Raw genomic sequence first — 21,268 nt, forward strand, 5'->3', positions numbered from 1 at the left:
CTACCGCGCGAGCCACTTGGCGGTGTACGTGTCGATCTCCGCGGCGAGCCGCTCCTTGCCCGGCGTGTCGAGGAAGGACGCCTCCACCCCGTTCTTCGCGAGAGCGGCGACTCCCCGCTCGTCCAGTCCGAGCAGCCGGGCGGCGACCGCGTACTCCTGGTTGAGGTCCGTGCCGAACATCGGCGGATCGTCGCTGTTGACCGTCACCAGCACTCCGGCCGCGACCATCGCCTTGATCGGGTGCTCGTCGAGATCGGCGACCGCGCGGGTGGCGATGTTGGAGGTGGGGCACACCTCCAGCGGGATGCGGTGCTCGGCGAGATACGCGAGCAGCTCCGGGTCCTGGACGGAGCTGGTGCCATGGCCGATGCGCTCCGCGCGCAGATCGCGCAGCGCGTCCCAGACGGTCTCGGGCCCGGTGGTCTCACCGGCGTGGGGTACGGAGTGGAGCCCGGCGTCGATGGCACGGTCGAAGTACGGCTTGAACTGGGGCCGGGGAACCCCGATCTCGGGGCCGCCGAGCCCGAAGGCGACCAGGCCCTCGGGGCGCAGATCGACCGCGAGCCGGGCGGTCTCCTCGGCCGCCTTCAGCCCGGCCTCGCCGGGGATGTCGAAGCACCAGCGCAGGACGACGTCCAGCTCGCTCTCGGCGGCCTTCCTGGCGTCCTCGATGGCCTCCATGAAGGCCACCTCGGGAATGCCGCGGCTGGTCGAGCTGAACGGTGTGACGGTCAGCTCGGCGTAGCGGATGTTCTGCCGGGCCATGTCACGGGCGACCTCGAAGGTCAGCAGCCGGACGTCCTCGGGCGTACGGATCAGATCCACGACGGAGAGATAGACGTCGATGAAGTGCGCGAAGTCGGTGAAGGTGAAGTACTCGACGAGCGCCTCGGGGTCGGCGGGCACCGTGGAGTCCGGGTGCCGGGCGGCCAGTTCGGCCACGATACGGGGCGAGGCGGAGCCGACATGGTGGACATGCAGCTCGGCCTTGGGCAGCCCCGCGATGAAGGGGCGCAGATCGGTCATCGGGATCCTCCGGATGGTGGGGCGGGTGCCCGTGGTGAGGCTGGTGCGGTGTTTCGCGGGGCGGGGGTTGCCCGCCCCCTGCCCGGGGCCGCCCGGGTCAGGGGCCATCGTAGGCCGGGCCCGTTCCGCCCAGGGCGGAGGCCGTAGCATGACGGAACACGATGGGGGAGGCACATGTCTGACAAGAGCGAGCGGCCGTCCGGCGGCTACGAGCCGAGCGATCCCTGGGCTCCGCCGGAGCACAAGGCGCCGCTGGACGGTCCGGCGACGCACCAGGAACCGCCGCCGCACGGCGGAACGGTGCATGAGCAGCCCACGATCCTCGGGATACCCGGAGGCGAGCCCGGCGCCGTACCGCCGCCGCCGACCGCCCCCGGCGGACCGGCCCAGCCGGCCCCCGGCCCGTACGGCTACGGCTACCCCGGCGTCCCGCCGCAGCCGGCACCGGGCGCCCAGCAGTCGGCGGCTCCCTACGGCGCCACGCCGGGCTATGGCTACCCCGCCGCCGGATACCCGGGTTACGGCAGCACCGGCTGGCAGCCGGGTCCGTCGAACGGCATGGGTGTCACCGCGCTGGTGCTGGGCATCATCGCCGTCGTCGCCTTCTGCTTCTGGGGCCTTGGCATCGTTGTCGGTGTCCTCGCGCTGATCTTCGGGATCGTCGGCCGCCGCAAGGCACGGCGGGGCGAGGCGACCAACGGCGGGATGGCGCTCGCGGGTATCGTCCTCGGCTCGATCGGCGCCCTGATCAGCGCCGCCTTCCTCGCCTTCCTGATCTGGGCGATCGCGAACGACGACAGCTTCGACACGACGGACACCGATCCGTTCGCCACCTCGCTCGTGGCCGGCACCCGCCACTGACCTCTGCCGGGCCCGGCCCGGTCGCTCCCGTCACCAGGCGTTCCTCACGCCGACCGGAGCCGCTCGCGCGCCTCCATCAGCGCGAACCCCAGCAGATTGAGCCCGCGCCAGCGGCCGGGATCCTGGGCGCGCTCATCGTCCGAGGCCAGCCCGATGCCCCAGATCCGGTCCATCGGGCTGGCCTCGACGAGTATCCGCTCGCCCGTGCCCAGCAGAAACGCCCGCAGCCCGGCATCCTGTCCGAACTTGTGGACGCTGCCCGCCACCACGATGCCGAAGCGCTCGCGCTGCCAGACGGCCTCGTCGAAGGCGCGCACCAGCCGCCCCGCCTTCTTGGCGAGCGCCGGATTCGCCGCGCCGACGGCCGCGCGCTCCGCCTGCTCGTCCCCGAAGAGCCGGGCCTTGCCCGCCATCATCCAGTGCTCCGCCGTCGCGTACTCCACCCCGTCGACCGTGAAGGGCGAGGGCCACCACTGGCTGAGACAGCTCGCGCCCAGCGTGCCGTCCGCCCGCGGGGTGTGTCCCCAGAAGCGCAGATATCTGACCCTCTCGCCGCGCTCCACCCGCTCGACCAGCTCGGCCGCCGTACGGACCACGCTCCCCCGCTGACTCACCATGCACGCGAGTCTGGCAGCCACCACTGACAGTCCGTATGCCTCCGAGCACGCCGACCCGACACATGGTCGACCGATTCCGTCGCGTAACCAAAAGGCAACAACGGAATCCCTTGTTGAGCGGCATGTGCTCTGTCAGGATCGGCACTCAATTGAAGCCGGAGCTACAACTGGGCCAATGGAGAGCGTCATGACCAACCGCTTCCAGGTGCGGGACCGCTTCGCGGACGGTGCGCAGTTCATCGGCGGGCGGCTCCGGCCGGGCACGTCGGGACGTACGCACGCCGTCGTGAACCCGGCGACGGGCGAGGAGATTCTCACCTACGAGCTGGCGGGACCGGCCGATGTCGACGCCGCCGTCGCCGCCGCGCTCGGCGCGTTCCCCGGCTGGGCGGGCGCCACCCCCGGCGCGCGCTCCGACGCCCTCCACCGCTTCGCCGGGGTCCTCGCGGAACAGGCCGCGGACTTCGCCCACGCCGAGACGCTCCAGTGCGGCAAACCGATCAGGCTCTCCACCGAGTTCGATGTGCCGGGAACCGTCGACAACACCGTCTTCTTCGCGGGCGCGGCCCGCCATCTCGACGGCGTCTCGGCCGGTGAGTACAGCGGCGACCACACCTCCTACGTCCGCCGCGAGCCGATCGGTGTCATCGGCTCCATCGCGCCCTGGAACTATCCGCTCCAGATGGCCGCCTGGAAGATCCTCCCGGCCGTCGCCGCGGGCAACACCATCGTGCTGAAGCCCGCCGAGACCACCCCGTTCACCTCGCTGATGTTCGCGCAGGCCGCCCAGCGGGCCGGACTCCCCGACGGTGTGATCAATGTCGTCACCGGCGCGGGCCCCGACGCCGGTGAACATCTCGTCGGCCACCCCGATGTCGTGATGACCTCCTTCACCGGCTCCACCGCCGTCGGCCGGCGCGTCGCCGAGATCGCCACCGCCACCGTCAAGCGACTGCATCTGGAACTCGGCGGCAAGGCCCCCTTCCTCGTCTTCGACGACGCGGACCTGGAAGCGGCGGTGCACGGCGCGGTCGCCGGATCGCTCATCAACGGCGGCCAGGACTGCACGGCCGCCACCCGCGCCTATGTCCAGCGTCCCCTCTACGACGCCTTTGTCGCCGGGGTCGCCGCGCTGATGGAGACCGTACGCATGGGCGACCCCCTCGACCCGGAGACCGATCTCGGCCCGCTGATCTCCCACGCCCACCGGGACCGGGTCGCCGGCTTCGTCGACCGGGCCCGCGGCCACGCGCGAGTCGTCACCGGCGGCGAGGCGCCCGGAGGGGAGCTCATGGAGGGCGCGTACTACCGTCCCACGCTCATCGTGGACGCCGCCCAGGAGAGCGAGATCGTCCAGTCCGAGATCTTCGGACCGGTCCTCGTCGTCCTCCCCTTCGACTCCGACGACGAGGGCATCCGTCTCGCCAACGACACCCCGTACGGTCTCGCCGCCTCCGCCTGGAGCCGCGACGTCTACCGCACCGGTCGCGCGACCCGGGAGATCAAGGCCGGCTGTGTCTGGGTCAACGACCACATTCCGATCATCAGCGAGATGCCCCACGGCGGCTACAAGGCCAGCGGGTTCGGCAAGGACATGTCCGTGTACTCCTTCGAGGAGTACACCCAGGTCAAGCATGTGATGTACGACAACACCGCGGTGGCCAGGAAGGACTGGCACCGCACGATCTTCGGCGACCGCTGACAGGGCCTAGGACCTGGACCGGTCGGTCACCGGTCTTCCCACCCACCCGAAAGGGCACAGCGCATGGAGCAGTACGAGCCCGACCGTCTCTCCGCGGCCCAGCTGGCCGCCGTGCGGCGCACCGTGACCAGCGGCCGGGGCGCCCTCACCCGCCGCTCGATGCTGCGCGCCACCGGCGTCGGCGCGCTCGCGATCGGCGGGCTCGCCGGTCTGGGCGGCTGCGGGATCCCGCCCGCGAAGCGTGAGGACGACGGACCCGCGTCCACCGACCACTCGGCCGGGGAGAAGCGGATCGTCTTCTCCAACTGGACCGAGTACATGGACGTCAGCGAGGACGAGAAGCACTACCCCACGCTGGACGCGTTCACCGCACGCACGGGGATCACGGTCAAGTACACCGCGGACATCAACGACAACGTCGAGTTCTTCGGCAAGATCCGGCCGCAGCTCGCGGCCGGCCAGGACACCGGCCGTGACCTCATATGCGTCACCGACTGGCTCGCCGCCAGGATCATCCGGCTCGGCTGGGCGCAGAAGCTCGACCCGTCGAACCTGCCGCACGCGTACGCGAACCTCTCCCAGCAGTTCCGCTCGCCCGACTGGGATCCAGGCCGTGCCTACAGCTATCCGTGGACCGGAATCCCCACCGTCATCGCCTACAACTCCAGGGCGACCGGCGGACGCGAGATCGAATCGGTCTCCCAGCTCCTGGACGACCCGCAGCTCAAGGGCCGGGTCGCCTTTCTCTCCGAGATGCGGGACACCGTCGGGATGACCCTGCTCGACCTGGGCAAGGACCCGGGGAGCTTCACCGACGACGACTTCGACGCGGCGATCGCCCGGCTCCAGGGCGCCGTCGACAAGAAGCAGATCCGCCGCTTCACCGGCAACGACTACACCGCGGACCTCGACAAGGGCGACATCGCCGCCTGTGTCGCCTGGGCCGGGGACATCGTCCAGCTCCAGAACGACAACCCGGACGTCAAGTTCGCGATCCCCGAGACCGGTTACATCATCTCCAGCGACAATCTGCTGGTCCCGGCCAAGGCACGGCACAAGACCAACGCCGAGCGGCTCATCGACCACTACTACCGGCCGCCGATCGCCGCCCAGCTCGCCGCGTACATCAACTACGTCTGCCCGGTGGACGGGGTACGCGCCGAACTCACCAAGATCGACAAGTCGATGGCCGACAACACGCTGATCCTCCCGGACGCGGCGATGGCCGCCTCCTCGCACGCCTTCCGCTCGCTGAGCAGCAAGGAAGAGACGACGTACGAGGAGAAGTTCGCCAAGCTCATCGGCGCGTAGCCGCGCGCCCGCCGCCCGCCCGTCCACCTCTCATCCCCGGGACCGTACCCATGACAGAGACCGCATCCACCAGCCGGGGCGGCGGCGACGTCCGCCTGACCGGGATCAGCAAGACATACGGCTCCTTCCGCGCCGTCGAGCCGCTCGACCTCACCGTGCCCCAGGGCTCCTTCTTCGCCCTCCTCGGAGCGTCGGGCTGCGGCAAGACCACCACGCTGCGGATGATCGCCGGCCTGGAGGAACCGACCACCGGCACGGTCTTCCTCGGGGACACGGATGTCACGGGACTGCCGCCGTACAAGCGCCCGGTCAACACCGTCTTCCAGAGCTACGCGCTCTTCCCGCACCTCGACATCTACGAGAACGTCGCCTTCGGACTGCGCCGCCGCGGGATCAAGTCCGTACGGAAGCAGGTCGGAGAGATGCTCGATCTGGTCCAGCTCGGGGAGTACGCCAAGCGCAAGCCGCACCAGCTCTCCGGCGGCCAGCAGCAGCGCGTCGCCGTCGCCCGCGCGCTGATCAACCACCCGCGGGTCCTGCTGCTCGACGAGCCGCTCGGCGCCCTCGACCTCAAGCTGCGCCGTCAGATGCAGCTCGAACTCAAGCGCATCCAGACCGAGGTCGGCATCACCTTCATCCATGTCACCCATGACCAGGAGGAGGCCATGACCATGGCCGACACGGTCGCGGTGATGAACGCGGGCCGGGTCGAGCAGCTCGGCAGCCCCGCCGATCTCTACGAGAACCCGGACACCACCTTCGTCGCCAACTTCCTCGGCACCTCCAATCTCATCGAGGCCGAGATCTCCGGGACCAGCGGCGGTGAGGTGGTGGTCACGGCGGGCGGCGCCAAGCTGCGGCTGCCCGCGGACCGGTGCTCCGCGCCCACCACGAGCGGCGGCAGACTGCTCGTCGGCGTACGGCCAGAGAAGATCTCCCTGGCACACGCGGACGACACGGGGACCGTCCCCGACGGCCGCAACCGGATCACCGGGCGGATCGCCGACTCCAGCTTCATCGGTGTCTCCACGCAGTATGTGATCGACAGTCCGGTCTGTCCCGGCTTCGAGGTCTACGCGCAGAACATCGAGCGGGACGCCCGTCTCGGTCCCGGCGCCGAGGTCGTACTGCACTGGAACCCGGCGCACAGCTTCGGGCTGGACGCCGCCATGGACATCGACGCGGGCACCGGAACCGTGGCCGAGGAGGCCTCGTGACCACCACACAGGCCCCTCCCGCCGCGCCCACCCCGTCCGCCGCCGGGTCCGAGCCGCCGCCGCGCAGGACCTCCACCCGCAAGCGGCTCGTCCCGTACTGGCTGCTGCTGCCCGGCATCCTCTGGCTGCTGGTCTTCTTCGCGCTGCCGATGGTCTACCAGGCCTCGACCTCCGTACAGACCGGCTCCCTGGAGCAGGGCTTCGAGGTCACCTGGCACTTCCAGACCTACTGGGACGCGCTCCAGGAGTACTACCCGCAGTTCGTGCGCTCCCTGCTGTACGCGGGCACCGCCACGGTCCTGTGTCTGCTGCTCGGCTATCCGCTCGCCTATCTCATCGCCTTCAAGGCGGGCCGCTGGCGCAATCTGCTGCTGGTCCTGGTCATCGCGCCGTTCTTCACCAGCTTTCTGATCCGTACGCTCGCCTGGAAGACGATCCTCGCGGACGGCGGCACGGTCGTCGGCCTCCTGGACACCCTGCATGTGCTCGATGTGACGAGCTGGCTCGGCTGGACCGAGGGCAACCGCGTCCTGGCCACACCCATGGCGGTCGTCTGCGGTCTGACGTACAACTTCCTGCCGTTCATGATCCTGCCGCTGTACACCTCGCTGGAGCGTATCGACGGCCGGCTCCACGAGGCGGCGGGCGATCTCTACGCCAGACCGCTGACCACCTTCCGCAAGGTGACGTTCCCGCTCTCCATGCCGGGTGTCGTCTCCGGCACGCTGCTCACCTTCATCCCGGCGAGCGGCGACTACGTCAACGCCGAACTGCTCGGCTCCACCGACACCAAGATGGTCGGCAGCGTCATCCAGACACAGTTCCTGCGGGTCCTCGACTATCCGACGGCCGCCGCGCTCTCCTTCATCCTCATGGCGGTCGTCCTGCTGATGGTCACCGTCTATATCCGCCGCGCAGGGACGGAGGACCTGGTCTGATGGGTGTTCTGACGGATATGACACGCTGGATCCGGCGCAATCTGGTGGTCCTCGCGGGCCTGCTGACGCTCGGCTACATGATCGTCCCCAATCTGGTGGTGATGGTCTTCTCCTTCAACAAGCCGAACGGGCGGTTCAACTACTCCTGGCAGCGTTTCTCCCTGGACGCCTGGAAGGACCCCTGCGGTGTCGCCGATCTGTGCGGCTCGCTGACCCTCTCGCTCCAGATCGCCGCCTGGGCGACGCTCGGTGCCACCGTGCTCGGCACGATGATCGCCTTCGCGCTGGTGCGCTACCGGTTCCGGGCGCGCGGCCCGATCAACTCGCTGATCTTTCTGCCGATGGCGATGCCCGAGGTCGTGATGGCCGCCTCGCTGCTGACGCTCTTCCTCAACCTCGGCGCACAGCTCGGCTTCTGGACCGTTCTCATCGCCCACATCATGTTCTGTCTCAGCTTCGTGGTGACGGCCGTCAAGGCGCGGGTCATGTCCATGGACCCGCGGCTGGAGGAGGCGGCGCGCGATCTCTACGCGGGGCCCGTGCAGACCTTCGTACGCGTCACCCTGCCGATAGCCGCCCCCGGGATCGCGGCGGGCGCGCTGCTCGCCTTCGCGCTCTCCTTCGACGACTTCATCATCACCAACTTCAACGCCGGGTCGACCGTGACCTTCCCCATGTTCGTCTGGGGCTCGGCACAGCGCGGCACACCGGTGCAGATCAATGTCATCGGCACGGCGATGTTCGTCATCGCGGTACTGATGGTGGTCACCGGCCAGCTCGTCAGCAACCGGCGGAGGAAGACCGCCGCCGTGTGACATCCCGTGGCGCCCCGGGACTCCCGGGCGGGAGCGGCGGCCGGGGGCGCCACGACCAGGTTACGAAGGAGTTGGAAGACATGGCCCCAGGTGCCATGCGTACTGCCCTGACCTCACTCTCCGACGCGCGGCCGGTCCCGTACTGGCTGGACGATCCCGGCAGGCCCGGGGCGCTGCCCGCCCTCACCGGCGACGAACACTGCGATCTCCTTGTCATCGGCGGCGGCTACAGCGGACTGTGGACCGCGCTGCTCGCCAAGGAGCGCGATCCCGGCCGTGATGTCGTACTGATCGAGGGCCACGAGGTGGGCTGGGCCGCCTCGGGCCGCAACGGCGGCTTCTGCGCCGCCTCCCTGACCCATGGCTTCTCCAACGGACTCGCCCGCTGGCCCGGCGAGCTGCGCGGACTGGAGGAGCTCGGCGAGCGCAATCTCGACGCCATCGAGGCGACGGTCGCCCGCTACGGGATCGACTGCGCCTTCGAGCGCACCGGTGAGATCGATGTCGCCACCGAGCCGTACCAGCTCGACGATCTGCGCGCGCTGTACGAGGAGGCGACCGGGCTCGGCTTCACCGGGCTCGAACTGCTCGACAGGGACGCGGTACGGGCCGAAGTCGACTCACCGACCTTTCTCGGCGGGCTGTGGGACCGGCGCGGGGTCGCCATGCTGCATCCGGCCAAGCTCGTCTGGGGTCTCAAGCAGGCGTGTCTGGACCTCGGCGTACGGCTCTACGAGAACACTCGCGGACTGGAGCTGGCCCGTGTCCGGCGGCGCGCGGGGACGGCGGGTGCGGGGACGGCGGGGGCCGGAGCGGCCGGGGCCGGGATGGCGGTCCGTACCCCGTACGGCAGGGTCTTCGCACGGCGCGTCGCCCTCGGCACCAATGTCTTCCCGTCGCTGGTCAGACGGGTCCGTCCGTACACCGTCCCGGTCTACGACTACGCCCTGATGACCGAGCCGCTGACGGACGGACAGCTCAGCGCCATCGGCTGGAAGAACCGTCAGGGGCTCGGCGACAGCGCCAATCAGTTCCACTACTTCCGGATCACCCCCGACCACCGGATCCTGTGGGGCGGCTACGACGCGGTCTATCCGTACGGCGGACGGCTCAGTGCCGAGCTCGACCACCGTCCGGAGACCTATCTCAAGCTCGCCACCCACTTCTTCGACTGCTTCCCGCAGTTGGCGGGGGTGCGCTTCAGCCATGCCTGGGGCGGTGCGATCGACACCTGCTCGCGGTTCTCGGCCTTCTTCGGCACGGCGTACGACGGTCAGGTCGCGTACGCGGCGGGATACACCGGTCTCGGTGTCGGGGCGACCCGGTTCGGCGGTGAGGTGATGCTCGACCTCCTGGCGGGTGAGCGCACCGAGCGTACGGAGCTGGAGATGGTACGGAGCAAGCCGCTGCCGTTCCCGCCCGAGCCGGCCGCCTGGGCGGGGATCGGCCTCACCAAGTGGTCGCTGGCGCGCGCGGACGCCCGGGGCGGCCGGCGCAATGCCTGGCTGCGCACGATGGACCGGCTGGGACTCGGCTTCGACAGCTAGCGCCTGTCCGGTCACCTGGTCACGTGCAGGAGAGCGATCCCGAATCACCCCGCGCACCGGCGGCCGGTGCCCGGCAGCAGTCCGGGTTCGTGGTGTGAGTCAGATCACTGACAAGTAGTCGTCCGAACCCGCGTCATCCACCGGCACCATCCGTGTCTCGCCTCCTATGGACACACTGTCCAACAATACGGATGGGAGGCCGGGTTGATGACTGGCTCGGGGGCACAAGGCGCGGTGGAGTGGCTGGCATCGGTGGCACCGGATCCCGAGGCCTGCCGGTGGGAGTGGGAGCGCAACCCGCTCGGGATCGCTCTCCTGCCCGCCGGCCGGCGCTGGGACGTACTGATCCTCCCCGGCGATCTCGGCTATCCGACGCTCGATGTGCTGACCAGGCTCGTCGACCGTCCCGGACCGGTTCTCGCCGACTTCGGCGACTCCCGGATGGGCTTCTTCGTACCGCCGGGGACGGCCGCGCGCTGGCTCGGTACGGGTGTACGGGGCGCAGGGCGCGGCACCTGGATCGTCGTCCCGTACCCGGGGCGGGCGAGCGGCGGGATGCGCTGGCTGATCCCGCCGGACGGCGCGGGCACCCTCACCGACCCGTCGCTGCTCGAACTGGCGATGCACGAGGCGGCGGCCGGGATGGCGGGCAGGCCCGGTGACGCGGCCGAGGGGGACCGGGAGGACGACGGGCGGTGAGCGGGCGGGGCGTGGGCCGGGTGCGGTGGTGTCAGAGGTCTTGACCAAACAATTGGTCTGGACCATGCTGTGCGCGCTCCGCCACGTCAACTCCCCCCATGCCCGGAGGCATTTGTGGAACGATCCAGACGTCCGGCTCTGTACCCCAGACTGGTGGGGGCCCTCGTGGCCGCCGTCCTCACCGCGACCGGTCTCGTCGCCGCCGCGCAGACGGCGCGCGCCGCCGACGCGGACATCGCCCGTAACGGAAACTTCGAGTCCGGTCTCAGCGGCTGGAGCTGTACGGCCGGCAGCGGCGCCGTCGTCTCCACGCCCGTGCACGGCGGCGGCGGCGCCCTCAAGGGGACCCCGGCGGGCAGCGACAACGCCAAGTGCTCCCAGACGGTCGCGGTCCAGCCGAACTCCGCGTACACGCTGAGCGCGTGGGTCCAGGGCAGCTATGTCTACCTCGGCGCGTCCGGGACCGGTACGACCGATGTCTCGACCTGGACGCCGTCCGCGCCGGGCTGGCAGCAGCTCACCACCAGTTTCCGCACCGGGCCGAGCACCAGCTCGGTGACCGTCTACACGCACGGCTGGTACGGCACCCCCGCCTACTACGCCGACGATCTCACCCTGGTGGGCCCCGGCGGCACCCCCGCCCAGCCTCCGGCCGTCCCCACCGGCCTGAGGGCGGGCTCGGTCACCTCCTCCTCCGTCGCCCTCTCCTGGTCGCCCGTCACCGGCGCCACCGGCTACACCGTCTACCGGGGCGGCACCAAGGCCCTCGACGTCAGCGGCACCTCGGCGACCGTCACCGGGCTCAGCCCGTCCACGGCGTACAGCTTCCAGGTCGCCGCGACCAACGCCGCCGGGGCGTCGGCCCTCTCACCGGCCGTCAGCGCCACCACGTCCGCCACCGGCGGCGGGGGAGACGGAGGCGGCGGGGGCCTGCCCGCCCATGCCCTCGTCGGCTATCTGCACTCCAGCTTCGCCAACGGCTCCGGCTATACGCGGATGGCCGATGTGCCGGCCTCGTGGGACGTCATCAACCTCGCCTTCGGCGAGCCCACGTCGGTCACCTCCGGCGACATCAGGTTCAGCCTCTGCCCGGCCGCCGAGTGCCCGAACGTCGAGTCGGCGGCCGAGTTCAAGGCCGCCATCAAGGCCAAGCAGGCCGCCGGCAAGAAGGTCCTGATCTCCATCGGCGGTGCCAACGGCCAGGTCCAGCTCGCCACCACCGCCGCGCGTGACACCTTCGTCTCCTCGGTCTCCAGGATCATCGACGAGTACGGTTTGAACGGTCTGGACATCGACTTCGAGGGCCACTCGCTCTCGCTGAACACCGGTGACACCGACTTCCGCAGCCCCACCACCCCGGTCATCGTCAATCTGATCTCCGCGATCAAGACCCTCAAGGCCAAGTACGGCGCGGGCTTCATCCTGACGATGGCGCCCGAGACCTTCTTCGTACAGCTCGGGTACCAGTACTACGGATCCGGCCCCTGGGGCGGCCAGGACCCGCGCGCCGGGGCCTACCTCCCGGTGATCCACGCCCTCCGGGACGATCTCACCCTGCTCCATGTCCAGGACTACAACTCGGGCTCGATCATGGGGCTGGACAACCAGTACCACTCGATGGGCGGCGCCGACTTCCATATCGCCATGACCGACATGCTGCTCACCGGCTTCCCGGTGGCCGGTGACACCTCGAAGTTCTTCCCGGCGCTGCGCCCCGACCAGGTGGCCATCGGCCTCCCGGCCTCGACCCAGGCGGGCAACGGCCACACCTCGCCCGCCGAGGTCAACAAGGCGCTGAACTGTCTGACGAAGAAGACCGACTGCGGTTCCTACCAGACCCATGGCACCTGGCCCGCGCTGCGCGGACTGATGACCTGGTCGATCAACTGGGACCGCTTCAACCAGTGGGAGTTCTCCCGGAACTTCGACGCGTACTTCGGCTGAGGGCGGACGACCGCCCGCCGAGACCGGGCGGTCCGACCGCGCGGAACGTCCGCTCCAGAGCCAGGAGCGGCATTCCGCACAGCGCCAGGCTGCCGAGGACGTCCAGCGGCCAGTGGTAGCCGCGCAGTACGAGACCGATGCCCGTCGCCAGGGTGAGCACGACGGCGACGGGCATCGGCCAGTTCCGCCGGGCGTACGGTGCGAGAAGCAGCGCCGCGCCGCCGTACGCCACCATCGCCGTCGCCGTGTGCCCGGAGGGGTAGTAGCCGGTCGCGTCGGTCAGCGGTCCCTGCCGGTCGGTCAGGATCTTGAGCGGTACGACCAGCGCGGGGACGGCGGCCATGGCGATCCCGGCGGCCAGGGCCCGTGCGCGCTGCCCGCGCCACCCGGCGTATCCGATCGCCAGGGCCAGTACGGGGAGGGCCACCGGCATGGCGCCGAGGTCCGCGAGGAGTTCCGTCAGAGGTGTGGGCCCTTGGCGGGCGAGCGCCCGGCCGAGCCGTTCATCGGCGTCACGCAGCGGTCCGCCGGCGGCGGCCTGCCAGGTCAGCAGCGGGAAGAGGAGCGCGCAGAGCGCGAAGGCCAGGACCCTGGGGGACCGGAGGAACCTGAAGGGTCCGGGAGATTCGGGAGCGCTGGGGGATCCGGGAGCGTCGGGGGCTCCGGGAGATCCGGGGAGAAAAGCCGGCCGCCCCGGAACAGGGGGGGTAGTTCCGGGGCGGCCGTCCGTATCGGTGTACCGCACGCCCCGGGGGGTTTGGGGCGGGCGGCCGTCCGATCGGCGAGGAGTTCCAGAGCCTGAATCTCCAGTGGTGTGCGCGAAGGCACGACCAAAGCGGGGCTGGGGACGCTCCGCTCCGGTGTCGCCCGCAGTCCCCTGCGAGCGGGGTGTTTCTCTCATCTGCGGAAACCGTACGGCAGGGCGGCGAGGACCGACAGCCGGAAACGGGTCCCGCCATCGCCCTCGCACACCTTCTTCACAGGCTCTCACCGATGGCCCCGGCGCTTTCCCCGGATGCCCGGCCGGGCTCCTCGCAGGCCCCGCGCGGGTTCCTCCGTGTGGTCCTCAGAGGGCGGAGAAGGCCTGCTCGACGATGTCCAGGCCCTCGTTCAGCAGATCCTCGCCGATCACCAGGGGCGGCAGGAAGCGCAGCACATTGCCGTAGGTGCCACAGGTCAGGACCACCAGTCCCGCCAGATGGCAGGCCTTGGCGAGCGCGGCGGTCGACTCGGGGTCCGGCTCCTTGGTGGCGCGGTCCTTGACCAGCTCGACCGCGATCATCGCGCCCCGGCCCCGGATGTCGCCGATGATGTCGTACTTCTCGCTCAGGGCGGAGAGCCGGCCCTTCATGACGGACTCGATGTGCCGGGCCTTCGAGACGAGGTCCAGCTCCCTCATCGTCTCGATGGCGCCGAGCGCGGCGGCGCAGGCCACCGGGTTGCCGCCGTACGTACCGCCGAGGCCGCCCGAGTGCGCGGCGTCCATGATCTCGGCGCGGCCGGTCACGGCGGCGAGCGGGAGACCGCCCGCGATGCCCTTGGCGGTGGTGATCAGATCCGGGACGACGCCCTCGTCCTCGCAGGCGAACCACTGCCCGGTACGGCAGAAGCCGGACTGGATCTCATCGGCCACGAACACGATCCCGTTGTCCTTGGCGAACTTCGCCAGCGCGGGGAGGAAGCCCTTGGCGGGCTCGATGAAACCGCCCTCGCCGAGCAGCGGCTCGATGACGATCGCGGCGACGTTATCGGCCCCGACCTGCTTGCTGATCTGGTCGATGGCCTGGGCGGACGCCTCGGGGCCGCAGTTCTCGGGGCCGGTGGGCCAGCGGTAGCCATAGGCGACCGGCACCCGGTAGATCTCCGGCGCGAACGGTCCGAAGCCGTTCTTGTACGGCATGTTCTTCGCCGTCAGGGCCATCGTGAGGTTCGTACGGCCGTGGTAGCCGTGGTCGAAGACCACGACCGCCTGGCGCCCGGTGTACGAACGGGCGATCTTGACGGCGTTCTCGACGGCTTCCGCGCCCGAGTTGAACAGGGCGGACTTCTTCGCGTGGTTGCCGGGGGTCAGCTCGGCGAGCCGTTCACAGACCTCGACGTACCCCTCGTACGGCGTGACCATGAAACAGGTGTGGGTGAAGTCCGCGAGCTGGGCGGAGGCACGGCGTACGACGGCCTCGGCGGAGGCGCCCACGGAGGTCACGGCGATACCGGAACCGAAGTCGATCAGCCGGTTGCCGTCCACGTCCTCGACGATTCCACCGCCGGCGCGGGCGGCGAAGACGGGCAGCACGGACCCCACACCGCCGGCGACCGAGGCGGTACGGCGGGCCTGGAGCTCCCGCGACTTCGGCCCGGGAATGGCGGTGACGAGGCGGCGCTCCTGCGGGATGGCGGTCATGAGGGGCTCCTGGGGGTGTTTCGGGGTCTTTCTTCGCAGGCTAGGGGCGGGGGAGGGGTGCGGGCACGCGCCGTTCGGTAGTAGTGGGGGCGTGTCGTTGTCCGGGACGGACAGAGAGCGGCCGGAGAGGGATCCGGGGAGAGGTCCGGAGAGAGATCCGGGGAGAGGTACGGGGAGGTACGGAAAGCTCCCGGGGAGAGACGGACACGGAGGCGGGCGCGGCCGGGGCGGGGAGCGCGCCAACACCCCTGCGTACACGGGACGGTGGGCCAGCCGCCGAATAGGCGGCGGTGGCAATACATTGAGCGGACACAGCACGGCGGACGGCGGACTGCACAGGGGGCAGGGGTACGGATGGACACCGACGGCACGCACGACTCACGGGGCACACGCGCCAACCCCGTGCCGCGCCCGGCGGGGCCGGTGCCCCTGCCACCGGCCACGCCACCGCCCATGCCGCCCCCGCCGTCCTCGGCGCCCTTCGAGACGGCCCCGCCGCCCGCGCCCGGCCACGCGCCCGACGCCGGGCCGACCCTGCGCGAGTGGCTGCTCGTGCCGCGTACGCCGGACGCCCCGGGGACCTGGGCCTATGGGCACCGGCCGCGCCCCCCGGAGGAGCCGGAGCGCACGCCGGTACGGCAGCTCGTCAGCGGAGCGCTGATCTCGCTGCTTGCGGGGATGCTGCTCTGGTCGCTGCTGTGGAACGGCTACCTCGGCGGGTTCTGGCTCTGGCCGCTCTACATGTTCACGCCGGACTCCTGGCGCGGGACGATGACCTCCGTCGTCGCCTCGTACGTCTGGTACGCGCTGGTCATCGGCGGTCTCCTCTTCGTCTTCGGACGCCTCGGCCGCTGGCCCGAGCTGGCCCGCCGTGTGCTGGGCCGCGGTCCCGGGGCCGGGCCCGCCATGGCCGCCCCCGCGCCCCCCGGGCCCGAGGACGATCTCGCCGAGTGGCCCGAGCTGAGAGCGGCCGGACTGGGCGAGATCGCCGTGCGCCTCGCGTCCGAGGCGCGCGACGGGCGCATGAGCGATGTCGACTACGCCCGTATCCGCCGCGCCTGGCACTCCGTACGGGCCGATCCCTCACGGCTCACCGCGTTCGCCGAGGCCGTGCGCGGGAAGGGGGCGGGCGCCTGTGTCCACCCCTCGGGCAAGCGCGATCTGCCCATACGCGCCGCCCGCCACGATCTGCTCGTACGGCAGGTCAGGATCGGTACGGTCCACGACGGGGAGCGGAATCCGTATCCCCGGCGGGGGACCGGTCTCGCGCTCGACCCGGTGCTCCTCGGGACCTCGCTGCTCGCCGTCGGTCCGCCCGGGGCGGGCAAGACGCACGCGCTCGTCCGGCCCGTCGTCGAGTCGCTCTCGCTCCAGGCGCTCGCGGGCCAGGCCGCCGTCATCGTCGTCTGCGCCTCCGGCACCCAGCTCGGCCCCGACGCCGCCTATGACGTCGTGGTCCGGCTCGGTGATCCCGAGTCGGTGTACGACCTCGATCTGTACGGGGGCACCACCGACCCGGACGAGGCCGCCGTCGTGCTCGCCGAGGGTCTCGTCGGCGATCTGACGGACACCGACAGCCGACGGGCCACCACCGCGCTCGCGCAGCTTCTCGGCCCCTTCCGGGCCGCGCACGGCCGGCTGCCCGCCGTACCGGAACTGCGTGAGCTGCTCGACGGCTCGCCCGCCGCGGTGGCCGGCCTGCGGGAGCGGCTCGACGCCGAGGGGCAGCACGCCATGCGGCGCGAGCTGGAGGCGCGCGAGCGGCAATCGGGCGCGCCCGGCGACCCGGGGCGCGCGCTCGCCGACCGGGTCGCGCTGCTCGACCGGCCCGCCTTCGCGGGCTTCTTCGACACCACCGGCAGGACCAGGCCGTTCTCGCTGCGCACCCTCGAGCATCCGCTGCGGGTCCGTATCGAGCTGCCCGAGCGCGGGCACGCCGAGGCCTCGCGGATGCTGGCCCGGCTGATACTGGCCCAGTTCACCGCCAACGCGGCGGTCCGTGGCGACCGTTCCCTCTTCGCCTGCCTCGTCCTGGACGACGCGACCCGCACCCTCACCGCCGAGACCCTGCGGGGCGTACAGCGCCTGCGCTCGGCGAACGCGGGCGCGGTGCTCACCCTGCGCACACTCGACGACGTGCCCGAGGCGCTGCACACCGCGCTGCTCGGGGCCGTCGGCTGCCGGATGGCCTTCTCCGGGATCACCACCTGGGACGGCAAGCGCTTCGCCGAGGCGTGGGGTACGGAGTGGGTGGAGACCCGCGATGTCACCCAGCGCACGGTCTTCGCCGATCAGCCGCTGACCCGGGCCATCCACGCGTTCCGGAAGCTGGTGACCGGCAAGGCCGTGACGACGGACGCGGTGACCGTGCGGAAGGTCGAGCGGGAGCGCTGGTCCGCCTCGGAGCTGGCGCACTCGGTACCGGCCGGGCACGCGGTGCTGTCGCTGCGCACGGTGGGCGGCGAGTACGCGCCGCCGCTGCTGGTGGACCTGAGGAGCTGAAGGAGCCGAGCCGAGAAGCCGAGGAACTGAGAAGCCGAGGAGCGTATATGCGGGCGCATCTACGGGCGCATCTACGAACCAGATGGTCGCGCGGTGGGACAACCTGGCAGAATCGAGGCACGCCGTTCATACAGGACGTCGTAGACGCCGTCGTCGTCCAGGGTGGCCGGTCATATGCCAGGCGCCCTGCCCGTCCGCAGCCGAAGGCCCTACGGTTCCACCATGCCGCCCACCCTCGCCTCGCTCCTCCAGCATTCGGCGCTCAACCTCACCGTGCTCGCGGGGGAGGACCGGCTCCAGACGCCCGTGCGCTGGGTCCATGCCAGTGAGCTGGCCGATCCCGTCCCGTACATGGAGGGCGGCGAACTCCTCCTCATCACCGCGACGACGCTGGACGCCGAGGACCCCGGGGCGATGCGGCGCTATGTGCGGCGGCTGGTGGACGCCGGGGTCGTCGGCCTCGGGTTCGCCCTCGGTGTGCACTACGAGGACATCCCCGAGGCACTCCTCGCCGCCGCCCGCGAGGCGGGGCTGCCCCTGCTGGGGGTGCCCCGCCGTACGCCGTTCCTCGCCATCAGCAAGGCCGTGTCGGCGGCGATCGCGGCCGATCAGTACCGCGCGGTCACGGAGGGATTCGAGGCACAGCGGGAGCTGACGCGCGCCGCGCTCACCGAGGGGCCCGCCGCGCTGCTGGCGCGGCTCGCGGGGTATGTGGACGGCTGGGCGGCGCTGTACGACACGTCGGGAGCGGTCGTCGCCGCCGCGCCCGAATGGGCCGCGCGGCGGGCCGCCCGGCTCTCGGCCGATGTGGAACGGCTGCGGGAGCGGCCCGCGCCCGCCAGCGCGGTGCTCGGCGACCCGGCGGGCGCGAACGCCGGCGACCGGGTCGAACTCCAGTCCCTGGGGACGGGACGGCGCGTACGGGGCGCGCTCGCCGTCGGGACGGAAGGGGCGCTGGGCACGGCGGAGCGGTACGCGGTGCACTCGGCGATCGCCCTGCTGACGCTGACGACGGAGCGTTCGAGCGGTCTTCGGGCGGCGGAGCAGCGGCTCGGGTCCGCAGTCCTGCGCATGCTGCTGTCCGGACAGCCCGACCACGCGCGCGCGGTGGCGGGCGATCTGTACGGAGGACTCCTGGACGCGCCGTTCCGGCTGCTGATCGCGGAGTCGGTGGAGACCGCGGCCGACGATCCGCTGCCCTCGGTCGCCGAGACGCTGGAGGCCGCGGCCGCGCGGGCCCGGGAGGCGGTGCTGGCGGTCCCCGACGGCGAGGGGCCCCGGCTGGTGGTGCTCGCCGTGGACGGCGGGACGGTGGTCACGGCGGCCGAGGAGTACGCCGCAGGGGAGGCGGAGGAGGCGGGCGTCTTCATAGGCCTGTCCGCGCCGACGGGCCCGATCGCCGCGGCGGGTGCGTACAAACAGGCCGAACAGGCGCTGTCGGTGGCCCGCCGCAGGGGCCGCGCCCTCGTCGAGCACGAGGAACTGGCGGCCGGCTCGATCCTCCCCCTGCTGGCGGACGACGCGGTACGGGCCTTCGCGGACGGCATGCTCCGCGCGCTGTACGAGCACGACACCAAGGGCCGGGGCGACCTGGTCGCCTCGCTCCGCGCCTGGCTCTCCCGGCACGGCCAGTGGGACGCGGCGGCGGCGGACCTGGGTGTCCACCGCCATACGCTGCGCTACCGGATGCGGCGGGTCGAGGAGATCCTGGGCCGCTCGCTGGACGACCCGGACGTCCGGATGGAGCTGTGGCTGGCGCTGAAGACGACAACACGCGCGGAGACGGCGCAGCCGCCCGAGTGACCCGGCCGCCCGAGTGACGCGGTCGGCGAAGTGAGGGCCATCGGAGTGACGGGCGGCATCGGAGTGGTGCACCGGAGTGACGGGTGCACGGGAGTGACGGGCGTACGGGAGCGACGGGCGTACCGGAGCACGTACGTCACCTGCGCGCGCGTACGCCCGCCGCGTAACCCTTCCAGGACCGCGTAGCACTTCCGGGACCGGGAAGGAGCCGGACGGGCGAGGCTTTCCGCCGCACCCGGCCGCACCCCGCCGCGTCCGCCGTACCCGACAAAGCGGCGTACGCGCCGCGCCCCATCACTCCACCCCGGACAACCCGTCTCCCGCCGTCGCACCCCTACCGTGGAGACGGACACCGCCGTGCTCCATCCCCACCCACCCCCACCCACGCGGACCATCTACTCGGAAGGGCCCGGACTCGCAATGACTTCCACCCACGCCTTCTGGCTCGCCGGCCGCCAGGCCACCGGCGAGGACACCCTCGATGTCACCTCCCCCTGGGACGGCCGGCTCGTCGGCACCGTCTCCGTGCCGACCGAGGCCCAGGTCGAGGAGGCCGTCGCCGCCGCGCACTCCGTGCTCCACGAGTTCGCCGCGACACCCGCGCATGTACGCGCCGCCGCCCTCGACCATGTCTCCCGCAGGCTCGTGGAGCGCACCGAGGAGATCGCCCGGCTGATCTCCGCCGAGAACGGCAAGCCCCTCAAGTGGGCCCGGGGTGAGGTCGGCCGCGCCGTCTCCGTCTTCCGGTTCGCCGCCGAGGAGGCCCGCCGGTTCAACGGCGGCGAGGCCCAGCGCCTCGACACCGACGCGGGCGGCGCCGGCCGTCTCGCGCTGACCCGCCGCTTCCCGCGCGGCGCCGTCCTCGGTATCGCGCCGTTCAACTTCCCGCTCAACCTCTGCGCCCACAAGATCGCCCCCGCCATCGCCGTCGGCGCGCCGATCATTCTCAAGCCCGCCCCGGCGACGCCCCTCTCCGGACTCCTGATCGGCGAGCTGCTCGCCGAGACCGAGCTGCCGGCCGGCGCCTGGTCCGTGCTGCCCGTGCCGAACGACCGGATGGCCGCCCTCGTCCAGGACGAGCGGCTGCCGGTGATCTCGTTCACCGGCTCCGACAAGGTCGGTTTCGCGATCATGGACTCCGTCCCGCGCAAGCACTGCACACTCGAACTCGGCGGCAACGGCGCGGCCGTCGTCCTCGCCGACTACGCGAGCGAGCGGGACCTGGACTGGGCGGCGACCAGGATCGCGGCCTTCGCCAACTACCAGGGCGGCCAGTCCTGCATCTCCGTCCAGCGCGTGATCGCGGACGCCTCGGTGTACGAGCGGCTCGTGCCCAGGATCGTCGCCGCCGTCGAGGCCCAGGTCACGGGTGATCCCGCCGACGAGACCACCGATGTGGGGCCGCTCGTCAGCGAGGATGCCGCCAAGCGCGTCGAGGCCTGGGTCGACGAGGCGGTACAGGCCGGTGCGCAGGTGCTCGCGGGCGGTAAGCGGGACGGCGCGTCCTACGCGCCCACGGTCCTCTCCGAGGTCCCCGCGGACGCCACGGTCGCCCGTGAGGAGGTCTTCGGTCCCGTGCTGACGCTCCGCCGGGTCGAGAGCGAGAGCGAGGCGTTCGAGACGGTCAACGACTCGAAGTACGGTCTCCAGGCCGGGGTGTTCACCCATGACCTCCAGGCCGCGTTCCGCGCCCACCGCGCCCTTGAGGTGGGCGGTGTGATCATCGGCGACGTTCCCTCGTACCGCGCCGACCAGATGCCGTACGGCGGTGTCAAGCAGTCCGGCGTGGGCCGCGAGGGCGTGCGTTTCGCGATGGACGACTACACCTACGAGCGCGTCATGGTGCTCACCGGTCTCGCCCTCTAGGCACTTCCAGCCCTCCGGG

The 21,268-nt window shown here is 71.2% G+C and carries 16 protein-coding genes; 12 read left to right on the top strand and 4 right to left on the bottom strand.

The genetic code is table 11. The features are described from left to right. Nucleotides 1–1,026, bottom strand: a complete 1,026-nt coding sequence (locus ACWGDX_RS17055) for an adenosine deaminase (protein ID WP_453626301.1) — start codon at nucleotides 1,024–1,026, stop codon at nucleotides 1–3. A 174-nt stretch (nucleotides 1,027–1,200) separates the two neighbouring features. On the opposite strand from ACWGDX_RS17055, the gene ACWGDX_RS17060 reads away from it, so the two are divergent. Beyond that, the gene (locus tag ACWGDX_RS17060; protein ID WP_453626302.1) at nucleotides 1,201–1,887 is read left to right on the top strand and encodes a DUF4190 domain-containing protein; all 687 of its coding nucleotides are present in this window, start codon (nucleotides 1,201–1,203) and stop codon (nucleotides 1,885–1,887) included. Nucleotides 1,888–1,931: 44 nt separating this feature from the next. On the opposite strand, the gene ACWGDX_RS17065 is transcribed toward ACWGDX_RS17060, so the two are convergent. Next, the gene (locus ACWGDX_RS17065; protein ID WP_453626303.1) at nucleotides 1,932–2,504 is read right to left on the bottom strand and encodes an NADAR family protein; all 573 of its coding nucleotides are present in this window, start codon (nucleotides 2,502–2,504) and stop codon (nucleotides 1,932–1,934) included. Between the two features lie 187 nt (nucleotides 2,505–2,691). Between ACWGDX_RS17065 and ACWGDX_RS17070 the strand changes: the two genes are divergently transcribed. From ACWGDX_RS17070 to ACWGDX_RS17105, 8 genes are all read left to right on the top strand, one after another. Beyond that, a complete protein-coding gene (locus ACWGDX_RS17070) occupies nucleotides 2,692–4,206 on the top strand; it encodes a gamma-aminobutyraldehyde dehydrogenase (RefSeq protein WP_453626305.1) in 1,515 nt (504 codons plus the stop codon). Nucleotides 4,207–4,269: 63 nt separating this feature from the next. Continuing rightward, nucleotides 4,270–5,517, top strand: coding sequence for an ABC transporter substrate-binding protein (locus ACWGDX_RS17075; RefSeq protein WP_453626307.1), 1,248 nt, complete (start codon nucleotides 4,270–4,272; stop codon nucleotides 5,515–5,517). Nucleotides 5,518–5,567: 50 nt separating this feature from the next. Next, complete coding sequence (locus tag ACWGDX_RS17080; protein ID WP_453626309.1) at nucleotides 5,568–6,734, top strand: ABC transporter ATP-binding protein; 1,167 nt, start codon at nucleotides 5,568–5,570, stop codon at nucleotides 6,732–6,734. Next, a complete protein-coding gene (locus ACWGDX_RS17085) occupies nucleotides 6,731–7,672 on the top strand; it encodes an ABC transporter permease (protein WP_453626311.1) in 942 nt (313 codons plus the stop codon). The genes ACWGDX_RS17080 and ACWGDX_RS17085 overlap by 4 nt, the downstream gene beginning before the upstream one ends. After that, on the top strand, nucleotides 7,672–8,487 hold the full coding sequence (locus ACWGDX_RS17090; RefSeq protein ID WP_453626313.1) for an ABC transporter permease: 816 nt from the start codon (nucleotides 7,672–7,674) through the stop codon (nucleotides 8,485–8,487). The genes ACWGDX_RS17085 and ACWGDX_RS17090 overlap by 1 nt, the downstream gene beginning before the upstream one ends. A gap of 80 nt (nucleotides 8,488–8,567) precedes the next feature. Further along, on the top strand, nucleotides 8,568–10,034 hold the full coding sequence (locus ACWGDX_RS17095) for an NAD(P)/FAD-dependent oxidoreductase (protein ID WP_453626315.1): 1,467 nt from the start codon (nucleotides 8,568–8,570) through the stop codon (nucleotides 10,032–10,034). Nucleotides 10,035–10,241: 207 nt separating this feature from the next. After that, nucleotides 10,242–10,733: a hypothetical protein gene (locus tag ACWGDX_RS17100; protein ID WP_453626316.1), complete on the top strand. Its 492-nt coding sequence runs from the start codon at nucleotides 10,242–10,244 to the stop codon at nucleotides 10,731–10,733. 153 nt (nucleotides 10,734–10,886) lie between these two features. Beyond that, entirely contained in the window at nucleotides 10,887–12,677 is a 1,791-nt protein-coding gene (locus ACWGDX_RS17105) for a chitinase (RefSeq protein ID WP_453626318.1), read from the top strand. Here the strand turns inward: ACWGDX_RS17105 and ACWGDX_RS17110 are convergent. Then, a complete protein-coding gene (locus ACWGDX_RS17110; RefSeq protein WP_453626320.1) occupies nucleotides 12,631–13,578 on the bottom strand; it encodes a phosphatase PAP2 family protein in 948 nt (315 codons plus the stop codon). The genes ACWGDX_RS17105 and ACWGDX_RS17110 overlap by 47 nt on opposite strands. 165 nt (nucleotides 13,579–13,743) lie before the next feature. Next, the gene (gabT, locus tag ACWGDX_RS17115; RefSeq protein ID WP_453626322.1) at nucleotides 13,744–15,078 is read right to left on the bottom strand and encodes a 4-aminobutyrate--2-oxoglutarate transaminase; all 1,335 of its coding nucleotides are present in this window, start codon (nucleotides 15,076–15,078) and stop codon (nucleotides 13,744–13,746) included. A 354-nt stretch (nucleotides 15,079–15,432) separates the two neighbouring features. On the opposite strand from gabT, the gene ACWGDX_RS17120 reads away from it, so the two are divergent. The 3 genes from ACWGDX_RS17120 (at nucleotide 15,433) to ACWGDX_RS17130 (ending at nucleotide 21,249) form a co-directional block, all read left to right on the top strand. Further along, on the top strand, nucleotides 15,433–17,580 hold the full coding sequence (locus ACWGDX_RS17120) for an ATP-binding protein (RefSeq protein WP_453626324.1): 2,148 nt from the start codon (nucleotides 15,433–15,435) through the stop codon (nucleotides 17,578–17,580). Between the two features lie 222 nt (nucleotides 17,581–17,802). After that, the gene (locus ACWGDX_RS17125) at nucleotides 17,803–19,383 is read left to right on the top strand and encodes a PucR family transcriptional regulator (protein WP_453626326.1); all 1,581 of its coding nucleotides are present in this window, start codon (nucleotides 17,803–17,805) and stop codon (nucleotides 19,381–19,383) included. A gap of 420 nt (nucleotides 19,384–19,803) precedes the next feature. Further along, nucleotides 19,804–21,249, top strand: a complete 1,446-nt coding sequence (locus ACWGDX_RS17130; RefSeq protein WP_453626328.1) for an aldehyde dehydrogenase family protein — start codon at nucleotides 19,804–19,806, stop codon at nucleotides 21,247–21,249. Nucleotides 21,250–21,268 lie beyond the last annotated feature (19 nt).

The organism is Streptomyces sp. NPDC055025 (assembly GCF_053608565.1).

Excerpts from the sequence above, each read along its gene's own strand:
- ACWGDX_RS17055 (WP_453626301.1), bottom strand. The coding sequence starts at position 1,026 with ATGACCGATCTGCGCCCCTTCATCGCGGGGCTGCCCAAGGCCGAGCTG.
- ACWGDX_RS17060 (WP_453626302.1), top strand. The coding sequence starts at position 1,201 with ATGTCTGACAAGAGCGAGCGGCCGTCCGGCGGCTACGAGCCGAGCGAT.
- ACWGDX_RS17065 (WP_453626303.1), bottom strand. The coding sequence starts at position 2,504 with ATGGTGAGTCAGCGGGGGAGCGTGGTCCGTACGGCGGCCGAGCTGGTC.
- ACWGDX_RS17070 (WP_453626305.1), top strand. The coding sequence starts at position 2,692 with ATGACCAACCGCTTCCAGGTGCGGGACCGCTTCGCGGACGGTGCGCAG.
- ACWGDX_RS17075 (WP_453626307.1), top strand. The coding sequence starts at position 4,270 with ATGGAGCAGTACGAGCCCGACCGTCTCTCCGCGGCCCAGCTGGCCGCC.
- ACWGDX_RS17080 (WP_453626309.1), top strand. The coding sequence starts at position 5,568 with ATGACAGAGACCGCATCCACCAGCCGGGGCGGCGGCGACGTCCGCCTG.
- ACWGDX_RS17090 (WP_453626313.1), top strand. The coding sequence starts at position 7,672 with ATGGGTGTTCTGACGGATATGACACGCTGGATCCGGCGCAATCTGGTG.
- ACWGDX_RS17095 (WP_453626315.1), top strand. The coding sequence starts at position 8,568 with ATGGCCCCAGGTGCCATGCGTACTGCCCTGACCTCACTCTCCGACGCG.
- ACWGDX_RS17100 (WP_453626316.1), top strand. The coding sequence starts at position 10,242 with ATGACTGGCTCGGGGGCACAAGGCGCGGTGGAGTGGCTGGCATCGGTG.
- ACWGDX_RS17110 (WP_453626320.1), bottom strand. The coding sequence starts at position 13,578 with ATGAGAGAAACACCCCGCTCGCAGGGGACTGCGGGCGACACCGGAGCG.
- gabT (WP_453626322.1), bottom strand. The coding sequence starts at position 15,078 with ATGACCGCCATCCCGCAGGAGCGCCGCCTCGTCACCGCCATTCCCGGG.
- ACWGDX_RS17120 (WP_453626324.1), top strand. The coding sequence starts at position 15,433 with ATGGACACCGACGGCACGCACGACTCACGGGGCACACGCGCCAACCCC.
- ACWGDX_RS17125 (WP_453626326.1), top strand. The coding sequence starts at position 17,803 with ATGCCGCCCACCCTCGCCTCGCTCCTCCAGCATTCGGCGCTCAACCTC.
- ACWGDX_RS17130 (WP_453626328.1), top strand. The coding sequence starts at position 19,804 with ATGACTTCCACCCACGCCTTCTGGCTCGCCGGCCGCCAGGCCACCGGC.